The 24,105-nt window shown below is 72.0% G+C and carries 13 protein-coding genes and 1 pseudogene; all 14 read left to right on the top strand.

The window, feature by feature from the left end; all coding sequences use genetic code 11:
- Window positions 1–847: 847 nt before the first annotated feature.
- Complete coding sequence (locus tag SLW55_RS03655) at window positions 848–9,070, top strand: ESPR-type extended signal peptide-containing protein (protein WP_320744591.1); 8,223 nt, start codon at window positions 848–850, stop codon at window positions 9,068–9,070.
- Between the two features lie 157 nt (window positions 9,071–9,227).
- The gene (locus SLW55_RS03650; protein WP_267100350.1) at window positions 9,228–11,123 is read left to right on the top strand and encodes a S8 family peptidase; all 1,896 of its coding nucleotides are present in this window, start codon (window positions 9,228–9,230) and stop codon (window positions 11,121–11,123) included.
- A 281-nt stretch (window positions 11,124–11,404) separates the two neighbouring features.
- On the top strand, window positions 11,405–13,135 hold the full coding sequence (gspE, locus tag SLW55_RS03645; RefSeq protein WP_017908692.1) for a type II secretion system ATPase GspE: 1,731 nt from the start codon (window positions 11,405–11,407) through the stop codon (window positions 13,133–13,135).
- A gap of 139 nt (window positions 13,136–13,274) precedes the next feature.
- Window positions 13,275–14,489 (top strand): type II secretion system F family protein, encoded by a 1,215-nt coding sequence (locus tag SLW55_RS03640; protein ID WP_152237093.1) that lies wholly within the window; start codon window positions 13,275–13,277, stop codon window positions 14,487–14,489.
- A gap of 675 nt (window positions 14,490–15,164) precedes the next feature.
- Entirely contained in the window at window positions 15,165–15,602 is a 438-nt protein-coding gene (gspG, locus tag SLW55_RS03635; RefSeq protein WP_026143220.1) for a type II secretion system major pseudopilin GspG, read from the top strand.
- Between the two features lie 78 nt (window positions 15,603–15,680).
- Window positions 15,681–16,130, top strand: coding sequence for a GspH/FimT family pseudopilin (locus SLW55_RS03630; RefSeq protein WP_043082891.1), 450 nt, complete (start codon window positions 15,681–15,683; stop codon window positions 16,128–16,130).
- Complete coding sequence (locus tag SLW55_RS03625) at window positions 16,127–16,543, top strand: prepilin-type N-terminal cleavage/methylation domain-containing protein (RefSeq protein ID WP_017908496.1); 417 nt, start codon at window positions 16,127–16,129, stop codon at window positions 16,541–16,543. The genes SLW55_RS03630 and SLW55_RS03625 overlap by 4 nt, the downstream gene beginning before the upstream one ends.
- On the top strand, window positions 16,540–17,193 hold the full coding sequence (locus tag SLW55_RS03620) for a type II secretion system protein J (RefSeq protein ID WP_152181977.1): 654 nt from the start codon (window positions 16,540–16,542) through the stop codon (window positions 17,191–17,193). Before SLW55_RS03625 ends, SLW55_RS03620 begins: the two co-directional genes overlap by 4 nt.
- Window positions 17,190–18,047 carry a type II secretion system protein GspK gene (locus SLW55_RS03615; protein WP_017908494.1) on the top strand — a complete coding sequence of 286 codons (858 nt, stop codon included), beginning with the start codon at window positions 17,190–17,192 and terminating at the stop codon, window positions 18,045–18,047. The genes SLW55_RS03620 and SLW55_RS03615 overlap by 4 nt, the downstream gene beginning before the upstream one ends.
- Window positions 18,044–19,168: a PilN domain-containing protein gene (locus SLW55_RS03610; protein WP_152237094.1), complete on the top strand. Its 1,125-nt coding sequence runs from the start codon at window positions 18,044–18,046 to the stop codon at window positions 19,166–19,168. The genes SLW55_RS03615 and SLW55_RS03610 overlap by 4 nt, the downstream gene beginning before the upstream one ends.
- A pseudogene (gene gspM, locus SLW55_RS03605) lies at window positions 19,149–19,793 on the top strand (type II secretion system protein GspM); the annotation flags it as partial. The gene SLW55_RS03610 and the pseudogene gspM, both read left to right, overlap by 20 nt.
- Before the next feature lie 172 nt (window positions 19,794–19,965).
- Complete coding sequence (gene xpsN, locus SLW55_RS03600) at window positions 19,966–20,739, top strand: type II secretion system protein XpsN (protein ID WP_295959394.1); 774 nt, start codon at window positions 19,966–19,968, stop codon at window positions 20,737–20,739.
- 11 nt (window positions 20,740–20,750) lie between these two features.
- Window positions 20,751–23,039 carry a type II secretion system secretin GspD gene (gene gspD / locus SLW55_RS03595; RefSeq protein WP_295959397.1) on the top strand — a complete coding sequence of 763 codons (2,289 nt, stop codon included), beginning with the start codon at window positions 20,751–20,753 and terminating at the stop codon, window positions 23,037–23,039.
- A gap of 4 nt (window positions 23,040–23,043) precedes the next feature.
- Window positions 23,044–23,877, top strand: coding sequence for a glycosyltransferase (locus tag SLW55_RS03590; protein WP_267087287.1), 834 nt, complete (start codon window positions 23,044–23,046; stop codon window positions 23,875–23,877).
- Window positions 23,878–24,105: the final 228 nt, after the last annotated feature.

The raw sequence follows: 24,105 nt of genomic DNA, 5'->3' as shown, positions 1-24,105 counted from the left end.
GCGTCGCAGTGTCCCATGTGGGAGGGACTTCAGTCCCGACGCAGGACCGCATCCAGGCCGGCCGAACTGGCGGTTTTACGGCCGATGCCGTCGATTTCCTGTGTGTCGAGTGCGTTTCCTCGGCGCATCCCGCCTGCATGAGCTGACCGTGCGCGGTCGCGGCTGAAGCCGTTCCTGCGGGATATCGCGGTGCGGTGCGCCTTGCGCGGTGCCGTCATCGCTGCAGCGTGCGTGTGCCTGCGCCATCCGCCACCGCTTGCAAGCGAATGGTGCGTCCTCCCGCGCGTGGTGCTCTTCGCCGTGTAGCGACGGCCCGGCAGCACCCGCCCGTCGTGCGGCACAAGGTCGCTCCGCCGCGCGACCGCTCGCCCCATTTCGCGCAGTCGGCGCCATGCGCAGCCGTCTGGAGCCGTCACTCGGCATGCCTGGGCGCGCTTTTGCGCTTCTACCACCCGGCCGCGTCAAGTCCTTGACAGGAAACGAAATCGCCCGAAGCGTGGTGTGTCAACGCTGGCAAGGTCCGTGCCGAAAAATTGGCGCGAGTTGGTTGTTTTCATTGATATTTATCGAAAATTTAACGAAATCAGGCTGAATTCGCGGTCTGTGTCACGGCGCGTGTCGCATTAAGTCAAAAACTTGACGTACTCGAGAGGCCGAGTTAACACTCGGGTCAGTTCCGCATTCCACCTCGGTTCATCTACAGCTCCGAGCAGCGACAGGCGTGAGCCTCTCGCGTCCCGGCAAGGGACGTGCGGCACCAAAAAACCGACAGGGGGTCGGCCGGCCGGAACGCCGGGCGAGGGTGGCTTTTTGACCAAAAACCAGCCGAATTGAGGAGCAGTCGTCGATGAATCGGATTTATCGCAAGGTCTGGAACAACGCGTTGGGGATGTGGGTGGTGGCGTCGGAACTGGCCAGCGGCGATGCCCGCGGTGCGGTCGTCCGCGATCGCCGTGCCGCACGCGCACACGGCCTGGCCCTGGCCGGCGCGATCGCCCTGGCGCTGGGCGCCGGCGCCCTTCCCGGCAGCGCCCAGGCGCAGGCCGTGCAGATCGGCGACAACGCCAACGCCAGCGGCGACTACGCCACCGCGGTCGGTGCCGAGAGCAACGCCAGCGGCGCGCAGAGCACCGCGACCGGCGCGGCCAGCAACGCCAGCGGCGACGGCAGCGTGGCCAGCGGCACTCTCAGCGACGCCAGCGGCGTGGAAGCCAGCGCGCTCGGCTACTACAGCACCGCCAGCGGCGATGGCGCGACCGCGCTCGGCGCCGAGAGCATCGCCTCCGGCGCGGCCAGCGCCGCGGTCGGCGTGGCGGCCGACGCGACCGGCGAATACGCCACCGCGGTCGGCGGCTTCTCCAGCGCCAGCGGCTTCAACAGCACCGCGCTGGGCAACAGCGCGGTCGCGCAGGGCCGCAACAGCGTGGCGCTGGGCGCCGACGCGGTGGCCGACCGCGACGACAGCGTCTCGGTCGGCAAGGCCGGCGGCGAGCGCCAGATCACCCACGTGGCCGCCGGCACCGAGGCCACCGATGCGGTCAACGTGGCCCAGCTCGACGCGGTCAGGCAGACCGCCGACACCACCGCCAAGTATTTCCAGTCCAGCGGCAGCGACGCCAGCGATGCCGGCGCCTACGTCGAGGGCGCCAATGCGATCGCCGCCGGCGAAGGCGCCAACGCCATCGGCAACGGCGCCAGCGCACTGGGCAGCGGCGCCACCACGCTCGGCGGCAACGCCACTGCGGTCGGCAGCAACGCCACCGCCGTCGGCGCCTCGGCAACGGCAGTCGGTGGCGCGTTGTCGATCGTCGACGAGAACGGCGAGGTGCTGCTGGAAGGCACCACCACGGCGGCCGAGCAGGGCGCCAGCGCGTTCGGCGCCGGCGCGCAGGCCAATGGCGCGTTCTCCACCGCACTGGGCACGGCGGCACGCGCCGACGGCCTGCAGAGCACCGCCACCGGTTTCTCCGCTGCCGCCACCGGGCTGGCCGCGACCGCCAACGGCGGCTTCAGCCAGGCCGGCGGCGACTTCGCTTCCGCGGTCGGCTACGGCGCCAACGCCAGCGGCGGCAATGCTGTGGCGCTGGGTTATTCGAGCCTGGCCAGCGGGGCGTCCAGCACCGCGGTTGGCGGCAGCGTGCTCGGCCTGTTCACCACCGAGGCGCAGGGCGAAGGCGGCAGCGCGTTCGGCGCCGGCGCCTGGGCCAATGGGGACTTCTCCACCTCGGTCGGCTGGCTGAGTTCGGCCGACGGCGCCTCCAGCGCCGCGTTCGGCGCCGCGTCGTGGGCGCAGGCCGACGATTCCACCGCGCTGGGCTATGGCGCCAAGGCCGCGGCCAGCGGCAGCGTCGCGCTCGGCCAGGGATCGGTCGCCGATCGCGCCGACACCGTCTCGGTGGGCAGCGCCGGCAAGGAGCGGCAGATCGCCAACGTCGCCGCCGGCACCGAAGGCACCGATGCGGTGAACCTGGACCAGCTCGACGCGGTCAAGCAGGTGGCCGACGGCACCGCGCGGCTGTTCGCCGGCAGCGGCGACGGCACCGCGCTGGCGCAGGGCCAGCAGGCCACCGCCGCCGGCGCCGATGCGCTGGCCGATGGCGACTACACCACCGCCGTGGGGTCCACCAGCACCGCCGCCGGCCTCGGCGCCTCGGCGCTGGGCAGCGGCGCGGTCGCCAGCGGCGCCCACGCCAGTGCGGTCGGTACCGATGCCACGGCGGTCGGCACCTCGGCCACGGCCATCGGCAGCACCGCGACGGTGTACGAGTACGACGAGAACGGCTTCATCGTCGGCAGCCGCGAGCAGACCACCCAGGCCCTGGGCGTGGCCGCCACCGCGGTCGGCGGCGGCGCGCAGGCGCTGGATCCGCTGACCACCGCGGTCGGCACCGGCACTTCGGCCGGTGGTGTGCAGAGCACCGCGCTGGGCTATCACGCGCAGACCTTCAAGGATGGCGCCACCGCGGTCGGCGGGCTGTCCGAAGTGGCCGGCGACCTGGGCACGGCGGTGGGCTACAGCGCTCGCGCCGCAGGCGACTACGCCACCGCGATGGGCATCGGCGCGCGCGCCACCGCCACCAGTGCGGTGGCGATGGGCATGAACGCGCTGGCCAGCGGCACCGACAGCGTCGCCGTGGGCGGCGTCAGCACCGCCGCGGCCAGCGCCGGAAACAGCGTGGGCATCGCCGCCGCCACCGGCGTCGGCGGCATCGCCCTGGGCGCCGGCGCGCAGAGCCAGTCCGACTACGCGATCGCGCTGGGCTACAACGCGAACGTGTTCCCGAACCTGCCGGGCAACGTCGATTCGGTCGCCATCGGCCACAGCGCCGGTTCGTTCGCGCCGCGCACGGTGTCGTTGGGCAGCTATGCGCTGGCCGCCGGCGACAGCGGCATCGCGCTGGGCTACAAGGCCACCGCCTGGAACCCCGACAGCGTCGCGCTGGGCGCACGTGCGGTGACGTCGATCTACAACAACAACGGCACCGCGCTCGGCACCGATAGCCAGGCCAACGGCAGCGATGCCACCGCGATCGGCTACGGCGCGCGGGTCAGCACCTGGCTGGACGATGCGCGCAACCAGGCGCCGACCAATGCGGTCGCGCTCGGCGCGCATTCCTACGCCGCGCGCGACAACAGCGTGTCGGTCGGCGATGTCGGCAACGGCCTGACCCGGCAGATCACCAGCGTCGCCGCCGGCACCGAAGCCACCGACGCGGTCAACGTGGCGCAGCTGCAGGAGGCTGGCAAGTACCTGCAGGCCAGTGCCGGCAACAGCGATGCCGGCGCCTACGTCGAAGGCGACGACGCGCTCGCCGCCGGCGAGGCCGCCAATGCCATCGGCAACGGCAGCACCGCGCTCGGCGCCGGCGCCGATGCGCTCAACAGCGGGGCGACCGCAGTCGGCAGCGGCGCGGTCGCGGCCGGGCAGAACAGCGCCGCCTTCGGCACCAACGCGCAGGCCACCGGGCCGGCGGCGGTGGCGGTCGGCGGGGTGGCGGTGGACGCCAACGGCGAGCCGCTGATCACCAAGAGCGGCGTGGCGGTGGATACCGGCGCCACCAGCGCCGGGGTCGGCGGTACCGCGCTGGGCGCCAGCGCCGATGCCAGCGGTTTCGCCGCCTCGGCGGTGGGCGTGGGTGCCTACGCCGGCGGTGCGCAGGCGTCGGCCTTCGGCGCGGTGGCCAACGCCACCGGCGACTACGCCACGGCGGTCGGCACGCAGAGCGCGGCCACCGGCACCAGCAGCGTCGCGGTCGGCGGTCCGGCCGACCTGATTCCGGGGCTGGGCCTGTTCGTACAGACCCAGGCCAGCGGCGCCAATGCCGCCGCATTCGGCGCCGGCGCGATCGCCTCGGGCGACGAATCCACCGCCAGCGGCAGCATGACCGAGGCCTCGGGCCTGCAGAGCACCTCGCTGGGCTACTTCGCCTATGCACCGGGCGACCATGCCAGCGCGCTGGGCGCGCAGTCCTGGGCCAGCGGCGCCAACAGCACCGCGCTCGGCTACTACAGCACCGCGTTTGCGGCCGACAGCGTGGCACTGGGCGCCAACGCGGTGGCGCGCCGGGCCAACACGGTCTCGGTCGGCGATGCCGGCAGCGAGCGGCAGGTGGTCAACGTCGCCGCGGGCACGCAGTCCACCGATGCGGTCAACCTCGCGCAGTTGGATGCGGTGCGCGCCACCGCCGAAAGCACCTCCAAGTTCTTCGCCCACAGCGGCGGCGGCACGGTCGGCGCCTATGCCGACGGCGCCGGCGCGCTGGCCGCCGGCGATGCGGCCAATGCCTATGGCAGCGGTGCGGCGGCGTTCGGCAGCGGCGCGGCGGCGATGGGCGATGACGCGGTGGCGCTGGGCAACGGCAGCACGGCCGGCGGCACCGGCGGCACCGCCATCGGCGGCCGCGGCCAGGCCTACGACCAGTACAACCAGCCGATCGTCGATGCCGACGGCAAGCCGGTGCTGGTCGGCGCCAATGCCGGCGAGAACGCCACCGCGCTCGGCGCGGGCGCGCAGGCGACGGGCAGCGTCGCCACCGCCACCGGCTACGGTGCGCAGGCCACCGGCGACCACAGCACCGCCGGCGGCTACAAGGCGCGTGCGACCGGCAACTACAGCCTGGCGCAGGGCGACAACGCCTGGGCCAGCGGCGAGGACGCCAGTGCGGTCGGCGCCTACGCCTGGGCGACGGCCGATGGCGCGTCGGCGTTCGGGACCTCGGCCTGGGCCACCGGCACCAATGCCTCGGCGTTCGGTACCGGGGCGTGGGCCAGCGGCAGCGGCGCCACTTCGATCGGCTTCAACAGCTGGGCGCCGGGGCTGAGCGCCACCGCGGTCGGTCGCGGCGCGTTCGGCTACGGCAATTACAGCGTGGCGCTGGGCTTCCAGGCGCTGGGCAACCAGGTCAACACCATCGCCATCGGCACCAACACCGTGGCCGACGCGGAAAGCGCGATCAGCATCGGTGCCGGCAGCGAGGCCACCGCCGCCAATGCGGTGGCGCTGGGTGCCGGGGCGGTCGCCGACCGTGCCTACAGCGTGTCGGTGGGCAGCGCCGGGCAGGAGCGGCAGATCACCAACGTCGCTGCCGGCACCGAGGCCACCGATGCGGTCAATGTCGCGCAGCTGGATGCGGTGAAGCAGGCCGCGGCAGCGACCAGCAAGTACTTCCAGGCCAGCGGCAGTGCCGACAGCGATGCCGGCGCCCTGGTCGACGGCGACAACGCGCTGGCGGCCGGCGAGGCCGCCAACGCCACCGCCGACGGCGCCACTGCGCTCGGTGGCGGCGCCAATGCCGTGGCCGCCGGGGCGACCGCGATCGGCTTCAACGCCGTCTCCAGCGGGGTCGATGCGGTCGCGCTGGGCAACGCCAGCCAGGCGTCGGGCGAGAACAGCATCGCCATCGGCAGCAACGCCCAGGCCAGCGAGATCGGCGCCACCGCCAGCGGTGCCGGCGCGCAGGCCAGCGGCACCTATGCCACCGCCACCGGCAACGAAGCGGTGGCCTCGGACAACCAGGCCACGGCCACCGGCTTCCGCAGCGCTGCCTCGGGCATCGGCGCCACCGCACTGGGCGGCTACAGCGAGGCCACCGGCTACCTGTCCTCGGCACTGGGCTATGGCGCGCTGGCCTCCGGCAGCTACGGCACCGCGGTCGGCGTCTCCTCCACCGCGTCCGGCAGCGGCAGCGTGGCGGTGGGCGAGTACAGCGTGGCTTCCGGCGAGGAGAGCGTTGCAGTCGGCGGTACTTCGTTCTTCGGCCTGATCCCGGCCGAGGCCTCGGGTGCCAACAGCGCCGCGTTCGGCGCTGGTGCCGGCGCCACCGCCGACTTCAGCAGCGCGCTCGGCAGTCTCAGCTACGCCAGCGCCGACAGCGCCAGTGCGTTCGGCTACGGCGCCTACGCGTCCGGCGTCAACAGCGTGGCCCTGGGCGCGAACTCCGAAGCGGCGCGCGACAACACCGTCTCGGTGGGCAGCGCCGGCAAGGAGCGGCAGATCACCAGCGTCGCCGCCGGTACCGAAGCCACCGACGCAGTCAATGTCGCGCAACTGAACGAGGTGAAGCAGTCCGCCGACGCCACCGGCAAGCAGTTCAAGGCCAACGGCGGCAGCGACCCGGCCGACGATGTCGGCAGCTACGTGGAGGGCAATTACGCCACCGCCGCCGGCGAAGCCAGCAACGCCTACGGCACCGGTGCCTCGGCCTTCGGCAGCGGCGCGCTCGCGGGTGCCCGCTACGCCACCGCGTCCGGCTACAACGCCACCGCCACCGGCGAATCCAGCACCGCGATCGGCGGCTCGCTGTACTACACCGACGCGTCCGGCAACGTGCTGCTCGACGGCACCACCACCGCCAGCGCCGCCGGCGCCACCGCGCTGGGCGCGGGTGCGCAGGCCAGCGGCACGTTCAGCAGCGCCAGTGGCGCCGGTGCCATCGCCAGCGGCCTGCAGGCCACGGCCGACGGCTACAAGGCCAACGCCAGTAGCGACTACAGCACCGCGGTCGGTGCCTTCAGCGCCGCCAGTGGCACTCGCACCAGCGCGTTCGGTTACGGCGCGGCGGCGGCGGGCAACTACGCCTCGGCGCTGGGCTGGGGCAGCACCGCCTCCGGCGCCTATGCCGCGGCGCTGGGCTACAGCGCCCGCGCCACCGGCGAGGATGCGACCGCGCTCGGCGCCTCGGCCTGGGCCACGGCGGCGCAGACCACCTCGGTCGGCCAGTTCGCCTGGGCTACGGCGCAAGGCGGCACCGCGATCGGCCAGAACGCCTTCGCCTACGGCGGCACCAACGCCACCGCGCTGGGCATCAACGCCTCGGCCAGCGGCGCCGGCAGCGTCGCCCTGGGCTCGGGCGCGCGCACCAGCGAAGCCAACGTGGTGTCGGTGGGCGGCGGCAACGGCGTCACCGCGCCGGCCACGCGCCGCATCACCAACGTCGGCGCGGCGGTCAACGCCACCGATGCGGTGAACAAGGCGCAGCTGGACGCGGTGGCCACCGCGGCCGGCGATACCAGCGCGCGCTTCCAGAGTTCCGGCACCGCGGTGGCCAGCGCCAGCGGCGTGGACAGCACCGCAGCCGGTGCCGGCGCCACCGCCAGCGGCCTGCGCAGTTCCGCGCTGGGCGTGGGCAGCGTCGCGGCCGGTGCCGGTGCTACGGCCAACGGTGCCGGCAGCTCGGCGACCGGTGCGCGCAGCACCGCGATCGGCCTGCAGACCAACGCGATCGGCGAGAACGGCGTGGCGATGGGCTACAACAGCTTCGTCCGCAACAGCGGCAGCAACGGCGTCGCACTCGGCGCCAATGCCGGCGTCTCGGCGGACAACGCGGTGGCGCTCGGTGCCGGTTCGCGGGTGTACGAGGCCGACACCGTGTCGCTGGGCAGCGGCAACGGCCGTGGCGGCCCGGCGACCCGACGCATCGTCAACCTGACCGCCGGCAGCGTCGCCGCCGGCAGCACCGACGCGATCAACGGCGGCCAGCTGTACCAGTCGCTGAGCAACATGGCCACGTTCCTGGGCGGCGGCGCCGGACTCGGCGCGCAGGGCCTGTTCGTGGCGCCCACGTACGTGATCCAGGGCGCCAGCTACAACAACGTCGGCGCGGCACTGGCGGCGCTGGACGGCAAGGTCAGCGAACTGGATGCGCGCACCGGCGGCAGCGGCACTGCGGCACGCAGCGCGCGCATGGTCGGCACCAGTGCGGTGGCCGCGCAGGCCACCGAAGCGGCGCCTGCGGCGTCGGCCGCGACCGCTGCAACTACGGCGGCGGCGACGCCGGTGTCCGGCAGCATCGGCACCGCGCAGGTCGGCGAAAGCACGGCGGTCGCCTCCAGCGCCACGGCGGTGGGGACCGCCGCGCGCGCCAACGACGTCACCGGCACCGCCATCGGTGGCAGCGCCTACGCGCATGGCCCCAACGACACCGCGATCGGCAGCAACGCCAAGGTCAATGCCGACGGCAGCACCGCGGTGGGCGCCAACAGCCACATCGCGGCGGTGGCGACCAACGCGGTGGCGATGGGCGAGGGCGCCAGCGTCAGCGCGGCCTCGGGTACCGCCCTCGGCCAGGGCGCCAGCGCCACCGCGCAGGGGGCGGTCGCCCTGGGGCAGGGGTCGGTGGCCGATCGTGCGCAGACGGTCTCGATCGGCAGCGCCGGCAACGAGCGCCAGCTCGCCAACGTCGCCGCAGGCACCCAGGCCACCGATGCGGTCAACAAGAGCCAGCTCGACAACGGCGTGGCTACGGCCAAGTCGTACACCGATGCGCGCTTCGGCACCATGGCCGACAGCTTCGAGGTACTGCGCGGCGACGTCGATGCGCGGTTGCGCGACCAGGACCGCCGCATCGACCGCCAGGGCGCGATGAGCGCGGCCATGCTCAACATGGCCACCAGCGCCGCCGGCATCCGCACCCAGAACCGGGTCGGTGCCGGCATCGGCTTCCAGAACGGCGAGTCGGCGCTGTCGGTGGGCTACCAGCGCGCATTCAGCGACCGCGCCACGGTGACCATCGGCGGTGCCTTCAGCAGCGACGACAGCTCCATCGGCATCGGTGCCGGTTTCGGCTGGTGATCCATCGCGGACGGCGGCGCGTGCCGCCGTCCGCTACGCAATGGCCTGAGGGGGCAGACCACAGGACCTTGGCTGGGCCGGCCAACGGATTCGGAAAAAGGGAGTTTTACGGCCGCAACTGTCGCCTGATCCACGAAACTTTGAAGAGGACGTCAACGTGATCGACAAGCAAAACCTTCGTATCAATGCCATCGCCGCCGCCATGCTGGCGATGTCGCTGGGAGCCTCGAGCGCGATCGCGGCCAGCGCCTCGGCGCCGCTGCCGGTCAAGGAACCGGGCAGGTCCGCGCCGGCCGATGCGGTGACCTCCAACCGCATCCTGGTGCGCTACAACGCCGGCACCGCCGCGGCCAGCGACCGCAGCGCCAAGCTGTCGACGGTGCAGTCGGCGGTGGGCCGTGCCAGCCTCGGCGGCAGCAACGGCATTTCGCGCGCGGCCGCGGCCAGCGTGCGCGCCGAGTATGTGCGGACCCTGGGCATCGGCGCGGACCTGATCCGCCTGACCGGCAAGCTGAGCAAGACCGACCTGGACAAGGTGGTGGCGGAGATCGCCGCCGACCCGACGGTGAAGTACGCGCAGGTCGACGCCAAGCTGCGGCCGGTCGACGTGCTGCGGGCCAAGACGCAGGTGCAGCCGCAGTTGGTGCCCAACGATCCGCTGTACGCGCAGTATCAGTGGCACTACAGCAACGCCACCGGCGGCATCAACCTGCCGGCCGCGTGGGACGTGTCCAAGGGCGACGGTGTCGTCGTCGCGGTGCTCGATACCGGCATCCTGCCGAATCACCCGGACGTGGCGGTGAACCTGCTGCAGGGCTACGACTTCATCTCCGACAAGGAGGTCTCGCGGCGTCCGACCGACGCCCGCGTGCCGGGCGCGCTGGACTACGGCGACTGGGTCGAGAACGACAACGAGTGCTACGCCGGTTCGGTGGCCGAGGACAGCTCCTGGCACGGCAGCCATGTCGCCGGCACCGTCGCCGAAGCGACCAACAACGGCATCGGCATGGCCGGCGTGGCGCCCAACGCCACCGTGCTGCCGGTGCGCGTGCTCGGCAAGTGCGGCGGCTACACCTCCGACATCGCCGACGCCATCGTCTGGGCCTCGGGCGGCACCGTGTCCGGCGTGCCGGCCAACCAGAACCCGGCCGAGGTCATCAACATGAGCCTGGGCGGCGGCGGTGCCTGCGACAGCGCCACCCAGGACGCGATCAACGGCGCGGTGTCGCGCGGCACCACGGTGGTGGTGGCCGCCGGCAACAACACCGCCAATGCCGCCAACTTCAGCCCGGCCAGCTGCGACAACGTGATCGCGGTCGGCGCCACCCGCATCACCGGCGGCATCACCTACTACTCCAACTTCGGCGCCAAGGTGGACCTGTCCGGTCCGGGCGGCGGCGGCAGCGTCGACGGCAACCCGGGCGGCTACATCTGGCAGAACGGCTACAGCGGCGCGACCACGCCGACCTCCGGCAACTACACCTACATGGGCCTGGGCGGCACCTCGATGGCCTCGCCGCACGTGGCCGCGGTGGCCGCGCTGGTGCAGAGCGCGCTGATCGCCGCGGGCAAGGCGCCGCTGACCCCGGCGGCGCTGGAGACGCTGCTCAAGCAGACCGCGCGTCCGTTCCCGGTGTCGATCCCGTCCAGCACCCCGATCGGCACCGGCATCGTCGACGCCAAGGCCGCCCTGGCCAAGGCGCTGGAAGAGCCGTGCGATCCGGCCACCGAGCAGTGCGCGCCGCCGGCGACCGCGCTGACCAACAAGGTGGCGGTGGCGGGCCTGGCCGGTGCCGCGGGCAACGAGGCGCTGTACAGCTTCGAGGCCAAGGCCGGTGCGGTGCTGAGCTTCCTCACCTACGGCGGCAGCGGCAATGTGTCGCTGTATGTGAGCTTCGGCAAGGAGCCGGGCACCGGCAACGCCGACGCCAAGTCGACCCGTCCGGGCAACAACGAGACGGTGCGCTTCACCGCGCCGCAGGCCGGCACCTACTACATCAAGCTGGTCGGCGAGAGCACCTACAACGGCGTCAGCCTGGTCGCGCGCCAGTAAGCGTACGCGGCGCAGGGAAGCGCCATGCGGTTCCAGGAAACCCGGCTCCGGCCGGGTTTCCTGCATCTGCGGGCAGCGCAGTGTCGGCCCACTCCGCGACCGCGGCAGCGCGCAACGCAACTGCCCAGCATGTCCTGCCAGGATGTCAGGCCGATGACCGTGGCGGGCCTGTCGGTGCCGGTCCGTTGGCCGCCCGGTAGACAGCGGCGGGGGAGTGCGCCGGATTCGGCGTCGGGTCATGCCGAACTGCTAAAGTCGCACGGTCATCTGGGAGGGATCGCGTGAATGCGCTCGTGAAGGACACTGCCGTCGCCGTGGAGACGCCCGAAACCCGCATCATCGCGGCGTTGCTGGCCAAGGGCCGGCTCAAGGACGGCGACCTGGCGCGCGCGCGGCAATTGCAGCGCGAGTCCGGCGGCAGCCTGCTGGCGCTGCTGGCGCGCCTGGGCCTGGTCTCCGAGCGCGACCATGCCGAGCTCAGCGCCGAAGTCCTGGGCCTGCCCCTGCTCGACGCCAAGCAGCTGCCGGCCACCGCGCCGGAGAGCCTGCCCGAGGCGCAGCCACTGTCGCTGCGCTTCCTCAAGCAGTTCCATGTGTGTCCGCTCGGCGAGCGCGATGGCGTGCTGGAACTGTGGATGGCCGATCCGCACGACGCCTATGCCGCCGACGCGGTGCGCCTGGCCACCGGCCTGCAGGTGCTGCCGCGGGTCGGCTTGCGCTCGGAGATCGACGACCTGATCGAGCGCTGGTTCGGCCAGGGCCGCAGCGCGATGGGCGCGATCGTGGAAACCGCCGACGGCGACAGCGTCGCCGCCGACGACATCGAGCACCTGCGCGACCTGGCCTCCGAGGCGCCGGTGATCCGTCTGGTCAACCTGGTGATCCAGCGCGCGGTGGAACTGCGCGCCTCGGACATCCACATCGAACCGTTCGAGAGCCGGCTGAAGGTGCGCTACCGCGTCGACGGCGTGCTGATCGATGGCGAGAGCCCCCCGGCCAACCTGACCGCGGCAGTGATCAGCCGCGTCAAGATCATGGCCAAGCTCAACATCGCCGAGCGCCGCCTGCCGCAGGACGGCCGCATCATGCTGCGGGTGCAGGGCAAGGAACTGGACCTGCGCGTGAGCACCGTGCCCACCGCGCACGGCGAGAGCGTGGTGATGCGCCTGCTCGACCGCGAGACCGTGGTGTTCGACTTCCACCGGCTCGGCTTCACCGACGCGTTCCTGCCGCAGTTCCGCAAGGTGCTGGAGCAGCCGCACGGCATCCTGCTGGTCACCGGCCCCACCGGCTCGGGCAAGACCACCACGCTGTACACCGCGCTGAGCCAGCTCAACACCGCCGACGTCAAGATCATCACCGTCGAGGATCCGGTCGAGTACCAGATCGAGGGCATCAACCAGATCCAGGCCAAGCCGCAGATCGGCCTGGATTTCTCGCATGCGCTGCGCAGCATCGTGCGCCAGGACCCGGACATCATCATGATCGGCGAAATGCGCGACCTGGAGACGGCGCGCATCGCCATCCAGTCCGCGCTGACCGGCCACCTGGTGCTGTCGACCCTGCACACCAACAACGCCGCCGGCGGCATCACCCGCCTGCTCGACATGGGTGTGGAGGACTACCTGCTGACCTCCACCATCAACGGCATCCTCGCCCAGCGCCTGGTGCGGCGGCTGGAGCCGACCCATGCCGAGCGCTATGCGGCCTCGCCGGAGGAGATCGAGAAGTTCGAACTGCGCCGGCTGCAGCCGGAAGGCGAGATCTTCCTGTACCGCCCGCGGCCCTCGGCGATCGCGCCGACCGGCTATGTCGGTCGTACCACCATCATGGAATTCCTGGTGATGAACGACGTGCTGCGGCGTGCGGTGATGCGCCACGCCGGCATGGGCGAGATCGAGCAACTGGCGCGCGAGGCCGGCATGCGCACCATGTACGAGGACGGCCTGGCCAAGGCGCTCAGCGGCCAGACCACGATCGAGGAAGTGCTGCGCGTGACGGAGGAAACCTGATGCGCGCGGCGTGCGCTCCGGTGGTGACGACGTGTCGCCGCGCCATGCGCCGGCGGTCCGCGCTCGGGAACGCATGGACCGCGCACGACGCGCGTTCCCATTCCCGATTCCCCATTCTCCAGTCCCAGCTTCAGTCCTGATGCCGCTCTATCGCTACAAGGCCCTGGACTCGCATGGCGAGGTCCTGGAAGGGCAGATGGAAGCCGCCAGCGAGGCGGAGGTGGCGCTGCGCCTGCAGGAGCAGGGGCATATGCCGATGCAGGCCCGGCTCGCCGCCGAAGGCGGCGGCACCTCGCTGCGCGGGTTGTTCCGGCCCAAGCCGTTCGACGGCGCGGCGCTGGTGCAGTTCACCCAGCAGCTGGCGACCCTGCTCGGCGCCGGCCAGCCGCTGGATCGCGCGCTGTCGATCCTGCTCGAGCTGCCCGAGGACGAACGTTCCAAGCGCACCGTCGGCGACATCCGCGACGCGGTGCGCGGCGGCGCGCCGCTGTCCACCGCGCTGGAGCGCCAGCACGGGCTGTTCTCGCGCCTGTACATCAACATGGTGCGCGCCGGCGAGGCCGGCGGCAGCCTGCACGACACCCTGCAGCGCCTGGCCGAGTACCTGGAGCGCAGCCGCGAACTGCGCGGGCGGGTGATCAACGCGCTGATCTATCCGGCGATCCTGGTCAGCGTGGTCGGCTGCGCGCTGCTGTTCCTGCTCGGCTACGTGGTGCCGCAGTTCGCGCAGATGTACGAGAGCCTGGACGTGGCCCTGCCGTGGTTCACCCAGGCGGTGCTGAGCGTGGGCCTGTTCGTGCGCGACTGGTGGATCGTGCTGCTGGTGGTGCCCGGGGTAACCGTGCTGGCGGTGGATCGCAAGCGCCGCGACCCCGCGTTCCGTGCCAGCTTCGACGCCTGGCTGCTGCGCCAGCGTTTCGTCGGCGTGCTGATTTCGCGGCTGGAGACCGCACGCCTGACCCGCACCCTCGGTACGTTGCTGCGCAACGGCGTGCCGCTGCTGGCGGCGCTGGGCATCTCCCGCAACGTGCTGTCGAACCTGGCGCTGACCGCCGACGTCGGCGCTGCCGCCGACGACGTCAAGAACGGCCATGGGCTGTCGGCGTCGCTGTCCAAGGGCAAGCGCTTCCCGCGCCTGGCGCTGCAGATGATCCAGGTCGGCGAGGAATCGGGCGCGCTCGACATCATGCTGCTGAAGACCGCCGATACCTTCGAGCAGGAGACCGCCCAGGCCATCGACCGCCTGCTGGCGGCGATGGTGCCGGCGATCACCCTGGTCCTGGCTTCGGTGGTCGGCCTGGTGATCATCTCCGTCCTCGTCCCCCTCTACGACCTCACCAATGCGATTGGGTGAGGCCATGCGCTTGCGAACCGCAGGTTCGCGCATGGCCGAACGCCCGGCCATGGATGGCCGGGCCGGTCTCTCCGGAGCCGGCAATGCGACGCCATGGACGGCAGCGGCCTTGCCTGGCGTGTCCGCGCGGTGCGCCATGGCGCATGTGGCGCCGAACGCCCGGCCAGGGATGGTCGGGCCGGTGGTTCCGGCGCTCGTAGTGCTGCGCCACGGATGGCAGCGCGTGCGTCTGGCGCAGCGGATCAATGAATCGAAGGAGGCCATGCGCTTGCGAACCACCGGTTCGCGCATGGCCGAACGCCCGGCCATGGATGGCCGGGCCGGTCTCTCCGGAGCCGGTAATGCGACGCCATGGACGGCAGCGGCCTTGCCTGCTGCGTCCGCGCGGGGCGCCATGGCGCATGTGGCGCCGAACGCCCGGCCCCGTCCGGGCCTCGGGCGACTGCCGCGGAATGTGACGCCGCGCGGTCCCGGCCGGGAACCTTCCGCCGCCGCCCCTGTCCCATTGCCAGCGGCGCCGCGCGCGCCGGCCGCGGCCGTGCGTGCGCGCGGCGCGGATCCTCCACCGCCCGGCGTGACGGCGTGCGTGACGCGCCGCTGTACCGCCGGCCGCCGCCGGCTGCCATCGTCACTGTGTTCGGCTACATAGGTCTTCCACCGCAAGGATCCGATGCAATGCGCACTCTTCGCCGCTCCCTGACCCGTTCCCCGTCCGCCGCACGCCAGGCGGGCATGAGCCTGCTGGAAATCATCATCGTCATCGTGCTGATCGGCGCGGTGCTGACCCTGGTCGGCAGCCGCGTGCTCGGCGGCGCCGACCGCGGCAAGGCCAACCTGGCCAAGTCGCAGATCCAGACCCTGGCCGGCAAGGTCGACAACTACCAGCTCGACACCGGCAAGCTGCCGTCCAAGCTCGACGACCTGGTCACCGCGCCGGGCGGCGTCAGCGGCTGGCTCGGTCCGTACGCCAAGCCGGCCGAACTGAACGACCCCTGGGGCCACCCGATCGAATACAAGGTGCCCGGCGAAGGCCGGCCGTTCGATCTGATCAGCCTGGGCAAGGACGGCCAGCCCGGCGGCAGCAGTTACGACGCCGACATCAAGTACGAGTGATCCGGCGCCGTGATCCGGGCCCCTGCCGGCGCGCTGCGCTTCGGCGTGCCGGCGTGCGCGCCGGCTGCGCGTGCGCGCATGCGCGGCGTGTCGCTGCTGGAGATGCTGCTGGTGGTGGGCCTGATCGCGATCGCCGCGCTGCTGGCGGCCTCGGTGCTGACCGGCGGCATCGACGGCATGCGCCTGCGCTCGGCGGCCAAGGAGATCGCCTCGCAGCTGCGCTACACCCGCGCCCAGGCGATCGCCAGCGGCCAGCCGCAGCGGTTCCTGATCGATCCGCAGGCGCATCGCTGGCAGGCGCCCAACGGCCGCCACGGCGAGATCCCGCCGTCGCTGACGATCCGCTTCACTGGTGCGCGTCAGGCGCAGCGCCGCGACGGCGAGGGCGCGATCCAGTTCTTCGAGGACGGCGCCTCCACCGGCGGGCGCATCGACCTGCAGGCGCGCCAGGCGCGCTGGCGCGTCGACGTGACCTGGCTGACCGGCGAAGTCACGGTCGGGCGCGCACCGGACCAGGCGGGCCCATGAACCGCCAGCGCGGCTACACCCTGATCGAGGTGATCGTGGCGTTCGCGCTGCTGGCGCTGGCGCTGACCCTGCTGCTGGGCTCGCTGTCCGGCGCCGCACGCCAGGTGCAGCGTGCCGACCAGTTGAGCCGCGCCACCCTGTACGCGCAGTCGCTGCTGGCGGCGCAGGGCGTGGAGCAGCCGCTGCAGCCGGGACGCAGCCAGGGCACGCTGGATCAGGGTCGCTACCGCTGGACCCTGGACGTGGCGCCCTACGCCGACCCGCGGCGGCCGCCCGATGCCGCGGTGACGCCGGGCGCGCCGACCTTGCTGCAATTGACCCTGCAGGTGCGCTGGGGCGATGCGCCGGCGCAGGCGCTGCAGTGGAAGACCCTGCGCCTGGTCGCCCCGCAAGGCAACGGGGTGCCGCAATGATCACGCGCGCGCCGCCGCGCGCCACCGCGCGCGGCTTCACCCTGATCGAAGTGCTGCTGGCTACGGTGCTGCTGGTCGGTGGCCTGACCCTGGCCTTCGCCACGCTGCGCTCGGCGATGGCGATCAGCGGCCGCGGCGAGGCGATCGCCGGACGCAGTGAACGCATGCGCGCGGTCGAAGGCTTCCTGCGCCGGCGCCTGAGCGGCGCGCAGTCGCTGCCGCTGGATATCGACACGCACACGCTGCAGCCGGTGCGTTTCGTCGGCGAACCGCAGCGCATGCAGTTCGTGGCCGATCTGCCCGAGTACCTCGGCCGCGGCGGCCCCTACCTGCACGACCTGCGGGTCAGCGGCGAGGGCGACCATCGGCAACTGGCGATCGCGCTGGTGCAGGTGCAGGCCGGCAAGCAACTGCCTGAGACCCCGCCACGCCCGCCCGAGCCGCTGGCGCGCGACCTGCGCGAGGTGCGCTTCCGCTACCGCGGCCTGGACCCGGAGCGCGGCACCATCGGCCCCTGGCAGGAGCGCTGGGAGCGCACCGACACGCTGCCGCTGCTGGTCTCGATCGAGTTGCGCAGCGGCGACGGCACGGCGTGGCCGCCGCTGGTGGTGGCGCTGCGCCAGGCCGGTGGCGCGGAGATGCGGCAATGAGCGCGACGCATCGCCACCGCGGCGCCGCGCTGGTGCTGGTGCTGTGGCTGATCGCGCTGCTGACCGCGCTGATCGGCGCGTTCGCGCTGACCGCGCGCACCGAGAACCTGCAGGGCAAGGTGCTCGGCGACGGCGCCGAGGCGCAGGAGCGCGCCCGCGCCGGCCTGGAATACGCGCTGACCCGGCTCGCCGGCACCCCTACGCAGCCGGGCTGGCGTGCCGACGGCCGGCGCTACCGCTGGCAGTACGAGGGCGCCACCGTCGACCTGCGGGTCACCGACGAGAGCGGCAAGGTCGATCTGAACATGGCCGATGCGCAACTGCTGGCGGCGCTGGTGCGCGCGGTCGGCGAGGATCCGCAGCGCGCCGAGCGCATCGCCGCGGCGATCGTGGACTGGCGCGATCCCGACAACCTGACCCAGCCCAACGGCGCCGAGGATCCGGACTATGCCGCCGCCGGTTTGCCCTACGGCGCCAAGGATGCGCCGTTCGAAAGCCTGGCCGAGCTGCAGCTGGTGCTGGGCATGGACCCGGAGCTGTACGCCAAGCTGCTGCCCAACCTGACTCTGTACGGTGGGGTGTCGCGGCCGACGCCGGACTTCGCGCCGGGGCCGGTGCTGACCGCGCTCGGCCTGGACGCGCAGCAGGTGCTGGCGCAGCGCGAACGCACCGACCAGACCCAGCTCGGCATGGTCGGCATGGGCGGTGGCGGCACCTACAGCATCGAAAGCCGGGCGCGGCTGGGCAATGGCCGCGAGGGCGTGTTGCGCGCGGTGGTGCGCCCAGGCTCGTCGGCGCTGCCGGGCTCCGCCTACACTGTGTTGCGTTGGGAAGAAGGAACGACGGTGCGATGACGGCGTGGCGCGACACGATGGACAAACTTGGCGTACGCATCGCCCCCGGTGCGGGCGGGCTGCTGGCCTGGTGGCAGCGCTCGCTGATGGCGTGGCTGCCGCCGCGCTGGCAACTGCAGCTGGGCTGGTCGCAGGCGCGGCTGCTGCTGTGGCGCGAGGGCGAGCAACTGATGCTGGCGCGGCAGGTCGAGTCCGAACTGGGCGCGCCGCTGGCGCTGCCGTGGCCGCTGCTGCCCGACGAACTGGAGGCGCTGCTGGGGCCGCGCCTGGCGGCGCTGCCGCGGGTGTGGCTGTTGCCGGCCGAGGCGGCGTTGCAACGCCATCTGCGCCTGCCGGCGGCGGCCGCCGAGCACCTGCGCGAGGTGGTGAAGTTCGAGATCGACCGGCAGACCCCGTTCCAGGCCGACCAGGTGATCTACGACGTGCGCGCCGACGGTCGCCGCGACGACGCCCAGCTCGACGCCGAACTGGTGGTGGCCCCGCGCCGCGTGCTGGACGACCTGCAGGCCAGCGCCGGCGCGCTCCGCCCGACCCTGGCCGGCATCGACGTCGCCGGCAGCGATGGCGCGCCGCTGGGAGTGAATCTGCTGCCGCAGGAACAGCGCCACCGCCGCGCCGACCCGATGCGGCGCTGGAACGCGATCCTTGCCGCCACCGCGCTGCTGGCGCTGTGCGCGGCCGGCTGGCAACTGTTGGACAACCGCCGCGATGCGCTGGAGCACCTGCGCACCCAGGTGGACAGCGGTGCGCAGCGCGCGCGCGCAGTCGCCGCGCAGCGCCAGCAGCTGGTCGATCTGGTCGAAGGCGCCGCGTTCTTCGACCAGTTGCGTGCCGAGCGCCCGGCCTCGGTGGAGGTCTGGAACGAATTGAGCAAGCGCCTGCCGGAGGGCACCTATCTGGAGAAGTTCTCGATCGAGGGCAACCAGTTGCAGTTGATCGGCCTCAGCAGCGAAGCCTCGTCGCTGGTCGGGCGGCTGGAAGGTTCGCCGCTGTGGCGCACGCCCTCGCTGACCGGCGTGTTGCAGGCCGACCCGGGCAGCCACCGCGACCGCTTCACCCTCACCGCCGAGCTGGCCGGGACCAAGCGCAAGGAGGCCGCCGATGCCGGTGCAGGTCGATAAGCGCGACCGCTGGCTGGCGCTGGGCCTGCTGCTGGCGGCGCTGGCGCTGGGCTACCTGGTGCTGGTGCATCCGTGGTGGACCGTGCCGATGCGCGAGGTCGATGCGCAGATCCAGGAACTGCAGCAGCGCGAACTGCGCGTGCGCATGCAGTTGCAGCAGGCGCCGCAGGTGGCGCAACGGCTGCAGCAGGCGCAGCGCGAACTGACCACGCGCCCGGGCTTCCTGCGCGAGACGTCGGCCGAACTGGCCTCGGCCGGCCTGGTGCAGCGCCTGGAAAGCGCGGTGGCCACGGCCAGTCCCGGCAACCGCAGTTGCGCGATCAGCAACCGCTCGCCGCTGGCCGCCGACAACCGCAGCGATCGCTTCACCCGCGTCGCGGTGCAGGTGCGTCTGCGCTGCGGCACGCCGGAGCTGGCGGCGGTACTGCATGCGCTGGAAAGCGGCACGCCGGCGCTGTTCATCGACAACCTCAACGTGATGGCGCAGCGCTACCAGCTCTCGCCGGGCGAGAGCGGCAACGGCCTGGACGTGGCCTTCGAACTGGCCGGCTACCTGCGCCCGAACGCGATGCCGGCGCCGCCAGCGGCGTCCGCCACACCGGACCCGTCGGCAGCAGCGGCCCCCGCCGCGGCCACGCCGGTGATGAACGCCGGCGGTTCCGCCGGCGCTGGTCCGACCGAGCCGGCCGCCGTGCCGTCGCCGCCGCCGGCCACCCCCAGCGCGACCAACCCTCCGGGTGCGCCCGGCGCCGCGAATGCCGCGCCGGCGGACCTGCCGCAACAGGTGGAGGGCCGCCATGCGAATTGAAGCGATGGGCCTGCGTACCGTGTGGCTGGGCACGCTGGCGCTGTGGGGGCTGCTGATCTGGGCGTTGGGCCTGGGCGGGCTCGGCGAACGCGTGGCGCCGCTACCCGACGATCCGTCGATGCTGCAGCGGCTGCCGGGCTTGCCCGCGGCCACCACACAGCGCCTGGGCGATTTCTCGCAGTACGGCGAGATCGCCGCGCGCCCGGTGTTCGCCGAGGATCGCCGTCCGCATCCGTTCTTCCTCAGCGCCGACAACGGCCAGGCCGCCGCGCCCAACGTGCGCCTGACCGGCGTGCTGCTCACCGACCGCTTCAAGATGGCGACGCTGACCACCGAGCAGGGCGAATCGCTGCGCCTGAAGGAAGGCGGCGACGCCGTGCAGGGCTGGCGGCTGCTGTCGCTGGCGCCGCGTCAGGCCACGGTCAGCGGCAGCGGCGGCACCCAGACCCTGGAATTGAAGGTGTTCGACGGCAAGGGTGGGCAGCCGCCGACCGTGCTCGGCCAGGCCGGGCGTGCCGCGCAGGGGCAGATGCCGCCGCCGGCGTCCGCGCCCAATGGCCAGTCCAACGCCAACGCGCCGCGCCCGCCGAACCAGTCCACCCCCAACCCGGTGCCGAACCAGGCACCGACCCCGAGCGCCCCTCAGCCGTCGTCGCCGTCTCCGTCGTCGGAGCAGTTGCAGGCCATCCGCGAGCGGATCGAAGCGCGCCGTCGGCAATTGCAGCAACAGCGCCAGAACAACCCCTCAGGTCAGAACCCTTGAAGAGTGATCGCATGACGCCGCGTCTGTTTTCCCTGTTCCTCGCCATCGGCCTGGTGGCCGGCTGCGCCACCACGCCCTCGCCGGACATCCGTCGCGGCGCCGCGATCAACCCCCAGGTCGGCGCGGCCGGCAGCACCCAGAGCGACGGCCAGGGCGGCCCGGCCGATCCCAACGCCTTGCCCGAGCGCGCCACCCCGGTGATCCGCCGCGGCAGCGGCACCATGATCAATTCCGCGGCCGCCGCGGCGCCGGCGCCGTCGCTGGGCAACGCCAGCAGCGGCAGCGCCACCTTCAACTTCGAGGGCGAATCGCTGCAGGCGGTGGTCAAGGCCATCCTCGGCGACATGCTCGGGCAGAACTACGTGATCGCGCCGGGCGTGCAGGGCACGGTGACCCTGGCCACGCCCAAGCCGGTGTCGCCGGCGCAGGCGCTGAACCTGCTGGAGATGGTGCTGGGCTGGAACAACGCGCGCATGGTCTACAGCGGCGGCCGCTACAACATCGTCCCCGCCGACCAGGCCCTGGCCGGCACGGTGGCGCCGAGCACCGCCTCGCCGGCCAACGCGCGCGGCTTCGAGGTGCGCGTGGTGCCGCTGAAGTACATCTCCGCCAGCGAGATGAAGAAGGTGCTGGAGCCGTACGCGCGGCCGAACGCCATCGTCGGCATCGACGGCTCGCGCAACGTCATCACCCTGGGCGGCACCCGCGCCGAGCTGGAGAACTACCTGCGTACCGTGCAGATCTTCGACGTCGACTGGCTGTCGGGCATGTCGGTGGGCGTATTCCCGATCCAGTCGGGCAAGGCCGAACAGGTCGCGGCCGACCTGGAGAAGGTGTTCGGCGAGAACAGCAAGACCCCCAGCGCCGGCATGTTCCGCTTCATGCCGCTGGAGAACGCCAACGCGGTGCTGGTGATCACCCCGCAGGCGCGCTACCTGGACCAGATTCAGGAGTGGCTGGACCGCATCGACAGCGCCGGCGGCGGCGCGCGGCTGTTCTCCTATGAACTCAAGTACATCAAGGCCAAGGATCTGGCCGACCGCCTGGCCGAAGTGTTCGGCGCCGGCGGCGGCAACCGTGGCGACTCCAACGCCTCACTGATGCCGGGCTCGCAGATGAGCCAGTTGAACGGCGGCGGCCTGGGCGGCTTCAACGGCAGCGACGGCAGCAGCCTGGGCGGCGGCAGTTTGGGCGGCAGCCTGGGCAGCAGCAGCGACAGCCTGGGCAGCAGCAGTTCCTCCGGCAGCAGCGGTGGCGGCCTGGGCAATGGCAGCCTGCAGCTGTCGCCGCGCACGTCCGGCAACGGCAGCGTGACCCTGGAAGTGCAGGGCGACAAGGTCGGCGTGTCGGCGGTGGAGGAAACCAACACCCTGCTGGTGCGCTCGACCCCGCAGGCCTGGCGCTCGATCCGCGACGTGGTCGAGAAGCTCGACGTGATGCCGATGCAGGTGCACATCGAGGCGCAGGTGGCGGAGGTCAATCTGACCGGTAAACTGAAGTATGGCGTCAACTGGTACTTCGAGCAGGCGGTGAATGCGCCGGCCAATGCCGACAACATCGGCATTGGCGGTGGCGCGAATCTGCCCAGCGCGGCCGGCCGCAAGATCTGGGGCGACATCGCCGGCAGCATCACCGGCAGCAGCGGTTTGGGCTGGACCTTCCTGGGCAGGAACGCAGCCGCGGTGATTTCTGCACTGGATCAGGTCACCAATGTCAAACTGCTGCAGACGCCTTCGGTGTTCGTTCGCAACAATGCCGAAGCAACACTCAACGTGGGCACGCGCATCCCGATCAATTCAGTCAGCGTCGACACGGGCCTGGGCACCGGCGCTACATATTCCTCGGTGAACTACCTGGATACCGGCGTGATCCTCAAGGTGCGTCCGCGTGTGACCAAGGACGGAATGGTGTTCCTGGACATCGTGCAGGAAGTCAGCTCGCCCGGCGCGGCGCCGACCAATTGCGGCACCAGCGCTGGCACCAGCGTCGCCTGCAACGTCCCGATCAACACGCGTCGCGTCAAGACCGAGGCGGCGGTACAGAGCGGTGACACCATCATGCTGGCCGGCCTGATCAGCGACAGCACCACCGACGGCAGCAACGGCGTGCCGTACCTGAGCAAGCTGCCGGTGGTTGGTGCGCTGTTCGGGCAGAAGACCCAGGACAGTAATCGGCAGGAAGTGATCGTGTTGCTGACCCCCTCGATCGTGCGCAACCCGCAGGAAGCGCGCAATCTCACCGATGAGTACGGAGCGAAGTTCGAGGCCATGAAGCCGCTGCCGGCACGCGGCAAGAAGTAAGCGGGTGAGCCTGCCCATCGTGCTGCTGGCGGTCGGCGTCGACGACGTCGCGCTGGACGCCTGCCTGGGCGCGTTGGAAGCGAACACCCCGGCCGGCACCCGCGTGTGGCTGGCCGACGATGCGCAGGCCGGCCCGCGCGGCATCCGGGTGGTCGAGGCCTGGCTGGCGCGCACGCGCCTGCAGGCCGACTACACGCGGCGGCCGCGCATGCTCGGCGAGGTCGCGCATGTGGACGAGATGCTGCGTGCCTGCGGCGACGCCGACGTGGCGGTGCTGGCGGCCGACGCGCAGCCTGGGCCGGGCTGGCTGCTGCAGTTGAGCGCCTGCCTGGCGCGCGACGCGGCCATCGCCAGCGCCACGCCGTGGAGCAATGCCGGCGAAGCCTGCGCGTGGCCGCGGCTGGGCGAGATCAATCCGCCGCCCGAGGATCCCGAGCGCCTGGCACGGGCCTGCGCGGCCCTGCCGCCGCTGCATCCGGAACTGCCGTCGGCGGTCTGCCACGCGGTGGTGCTGCGCGGGGTGGCGCGGCAGCGCGCCGGCGGCTTGGACGCCAGCAGCTACGGCTCCTGGTATGCGGCGCTGACCGATCTGTCGCTGCGCATGGCCGGGCTCGGCTGGCGCAACGTGCTGTGCGAGACCGCGCATGTCGCGTGCAGCGGCGAAGGCCGCGCCGCCGACGGCGACATGGATGCGCTGGCCACGCGCTGGCCGGCCTGGCACGCGCGCCTGGCCGGCTTCCTGATGCACGATCCGCTGCGCGCCTGCCGCGAAGAGTTGCAGCGCCTGTACGACACGCTGCCGCCGCCGGATCCGCAACGGGCGTTGTTCGATGCCTAGTGCGTCTGGTGTCGAGGTCGCTCCCATAATTCAGCCATGGTGACAACAAGTGCAAGGGCAAAGCTTTCGCCTTGCGGCGAGTCACTTTTCTTTGCTTGTGCAAAGAAAAGTAACCAAAAGAAAGCACACCCTGCCTCGCGCCCTCCGCGCTGACGCGCTCCGGGTCCGCGTCCATCCCGGGGATCCGCGGAAGGGGCATCCTGCCCCTGCCGCGGACGGCGCACATCC

This window comes from Xanthomonas sp. LF06-19 (assembly GCF_034105425.1).
GTDB lineage: Bacteria > Pseudomonadota > Gammaproteobacteria > Xanthomonadales > Xanthomonadaceae > Xanthomonas_A > Xanthomonas_A sontii.
The sequence above is the reverse complement of the archived record's forward strand: the minus strand, read 5'-3'. Positions and strand labels throughout refer to the sequence as shown.

Bases quoted from the DNA above. Each gene is read 5' to 3' on its own strand.
- gspG (WP_026143220.1), top strand. From the start codon at position 15,165: ATGCGCACTCTTCGCCGCTCCCTGACCCGTTCCCCGTCCGCCGCACGC.
- xpsN (WP_295959394.1), top strand. From the start codon at position 19,966: ATGCGAATTGAAGCGATGGGCCTGCGTACCGTGTGGCTGGGCACGCTG.
- gspD (WP_295959397.1), top strand. From the start codon at position 20,751: ATGACGCCGCGTCTGTTTTCCCTGTTCCTCGCCATCGGCCTGGTGGCC.
- SLW55_RS03620 (WP_152181977.1), top strand. From the start codon at position 16,540: ATGATCACGCGCGCGCCGCCGCGCGCCACCGCGCGCGGCTTCACCCTG.
- SLW55_RS03640 (WP_152237093.1), top strand. From the start codon at position 13,275: ATGCCGCTCTATCGCTACAAGGCCCTGGACTCGCATGGCGAGGTCCTG.
- SLW55_RS03615 (WP_017908494.1), top strand. From the start codon at position 17,190: ATGAGCGCGACGCATCGCCACCGCGGCGCCGCGCTGGTGCTGGTGCTG.
- SLW55_RS03610 (WP_152237094.1), top strand. From the start codon at position 18,044: ATGACGGCGTGGCGCGACACGATGGACAAACTTGGCGTACGCATCGCC.
- SLW55_RS03630 (WP_043082891.1), top strand. From the start codon at position 15,681: ATGCGCGGCGTGTCGCTGCTGGAGATGCTGCTGGTGGTGGGCCTGATC.
- SLW55_RS03625 (WP_017908496.1), top strand. From the start codon at position 16,127: ATGAACCGCCAGCGCGGCTACACCCTGATCGAGGTGATCGTGGCGTTC.
- SLW55_RS03655 (WP_320744591.1), top strand. From the start codon at position 848: ATGAATCGGATTTATCGCAAGGTCTGGAACAACGCGTTGGGGATGTGG.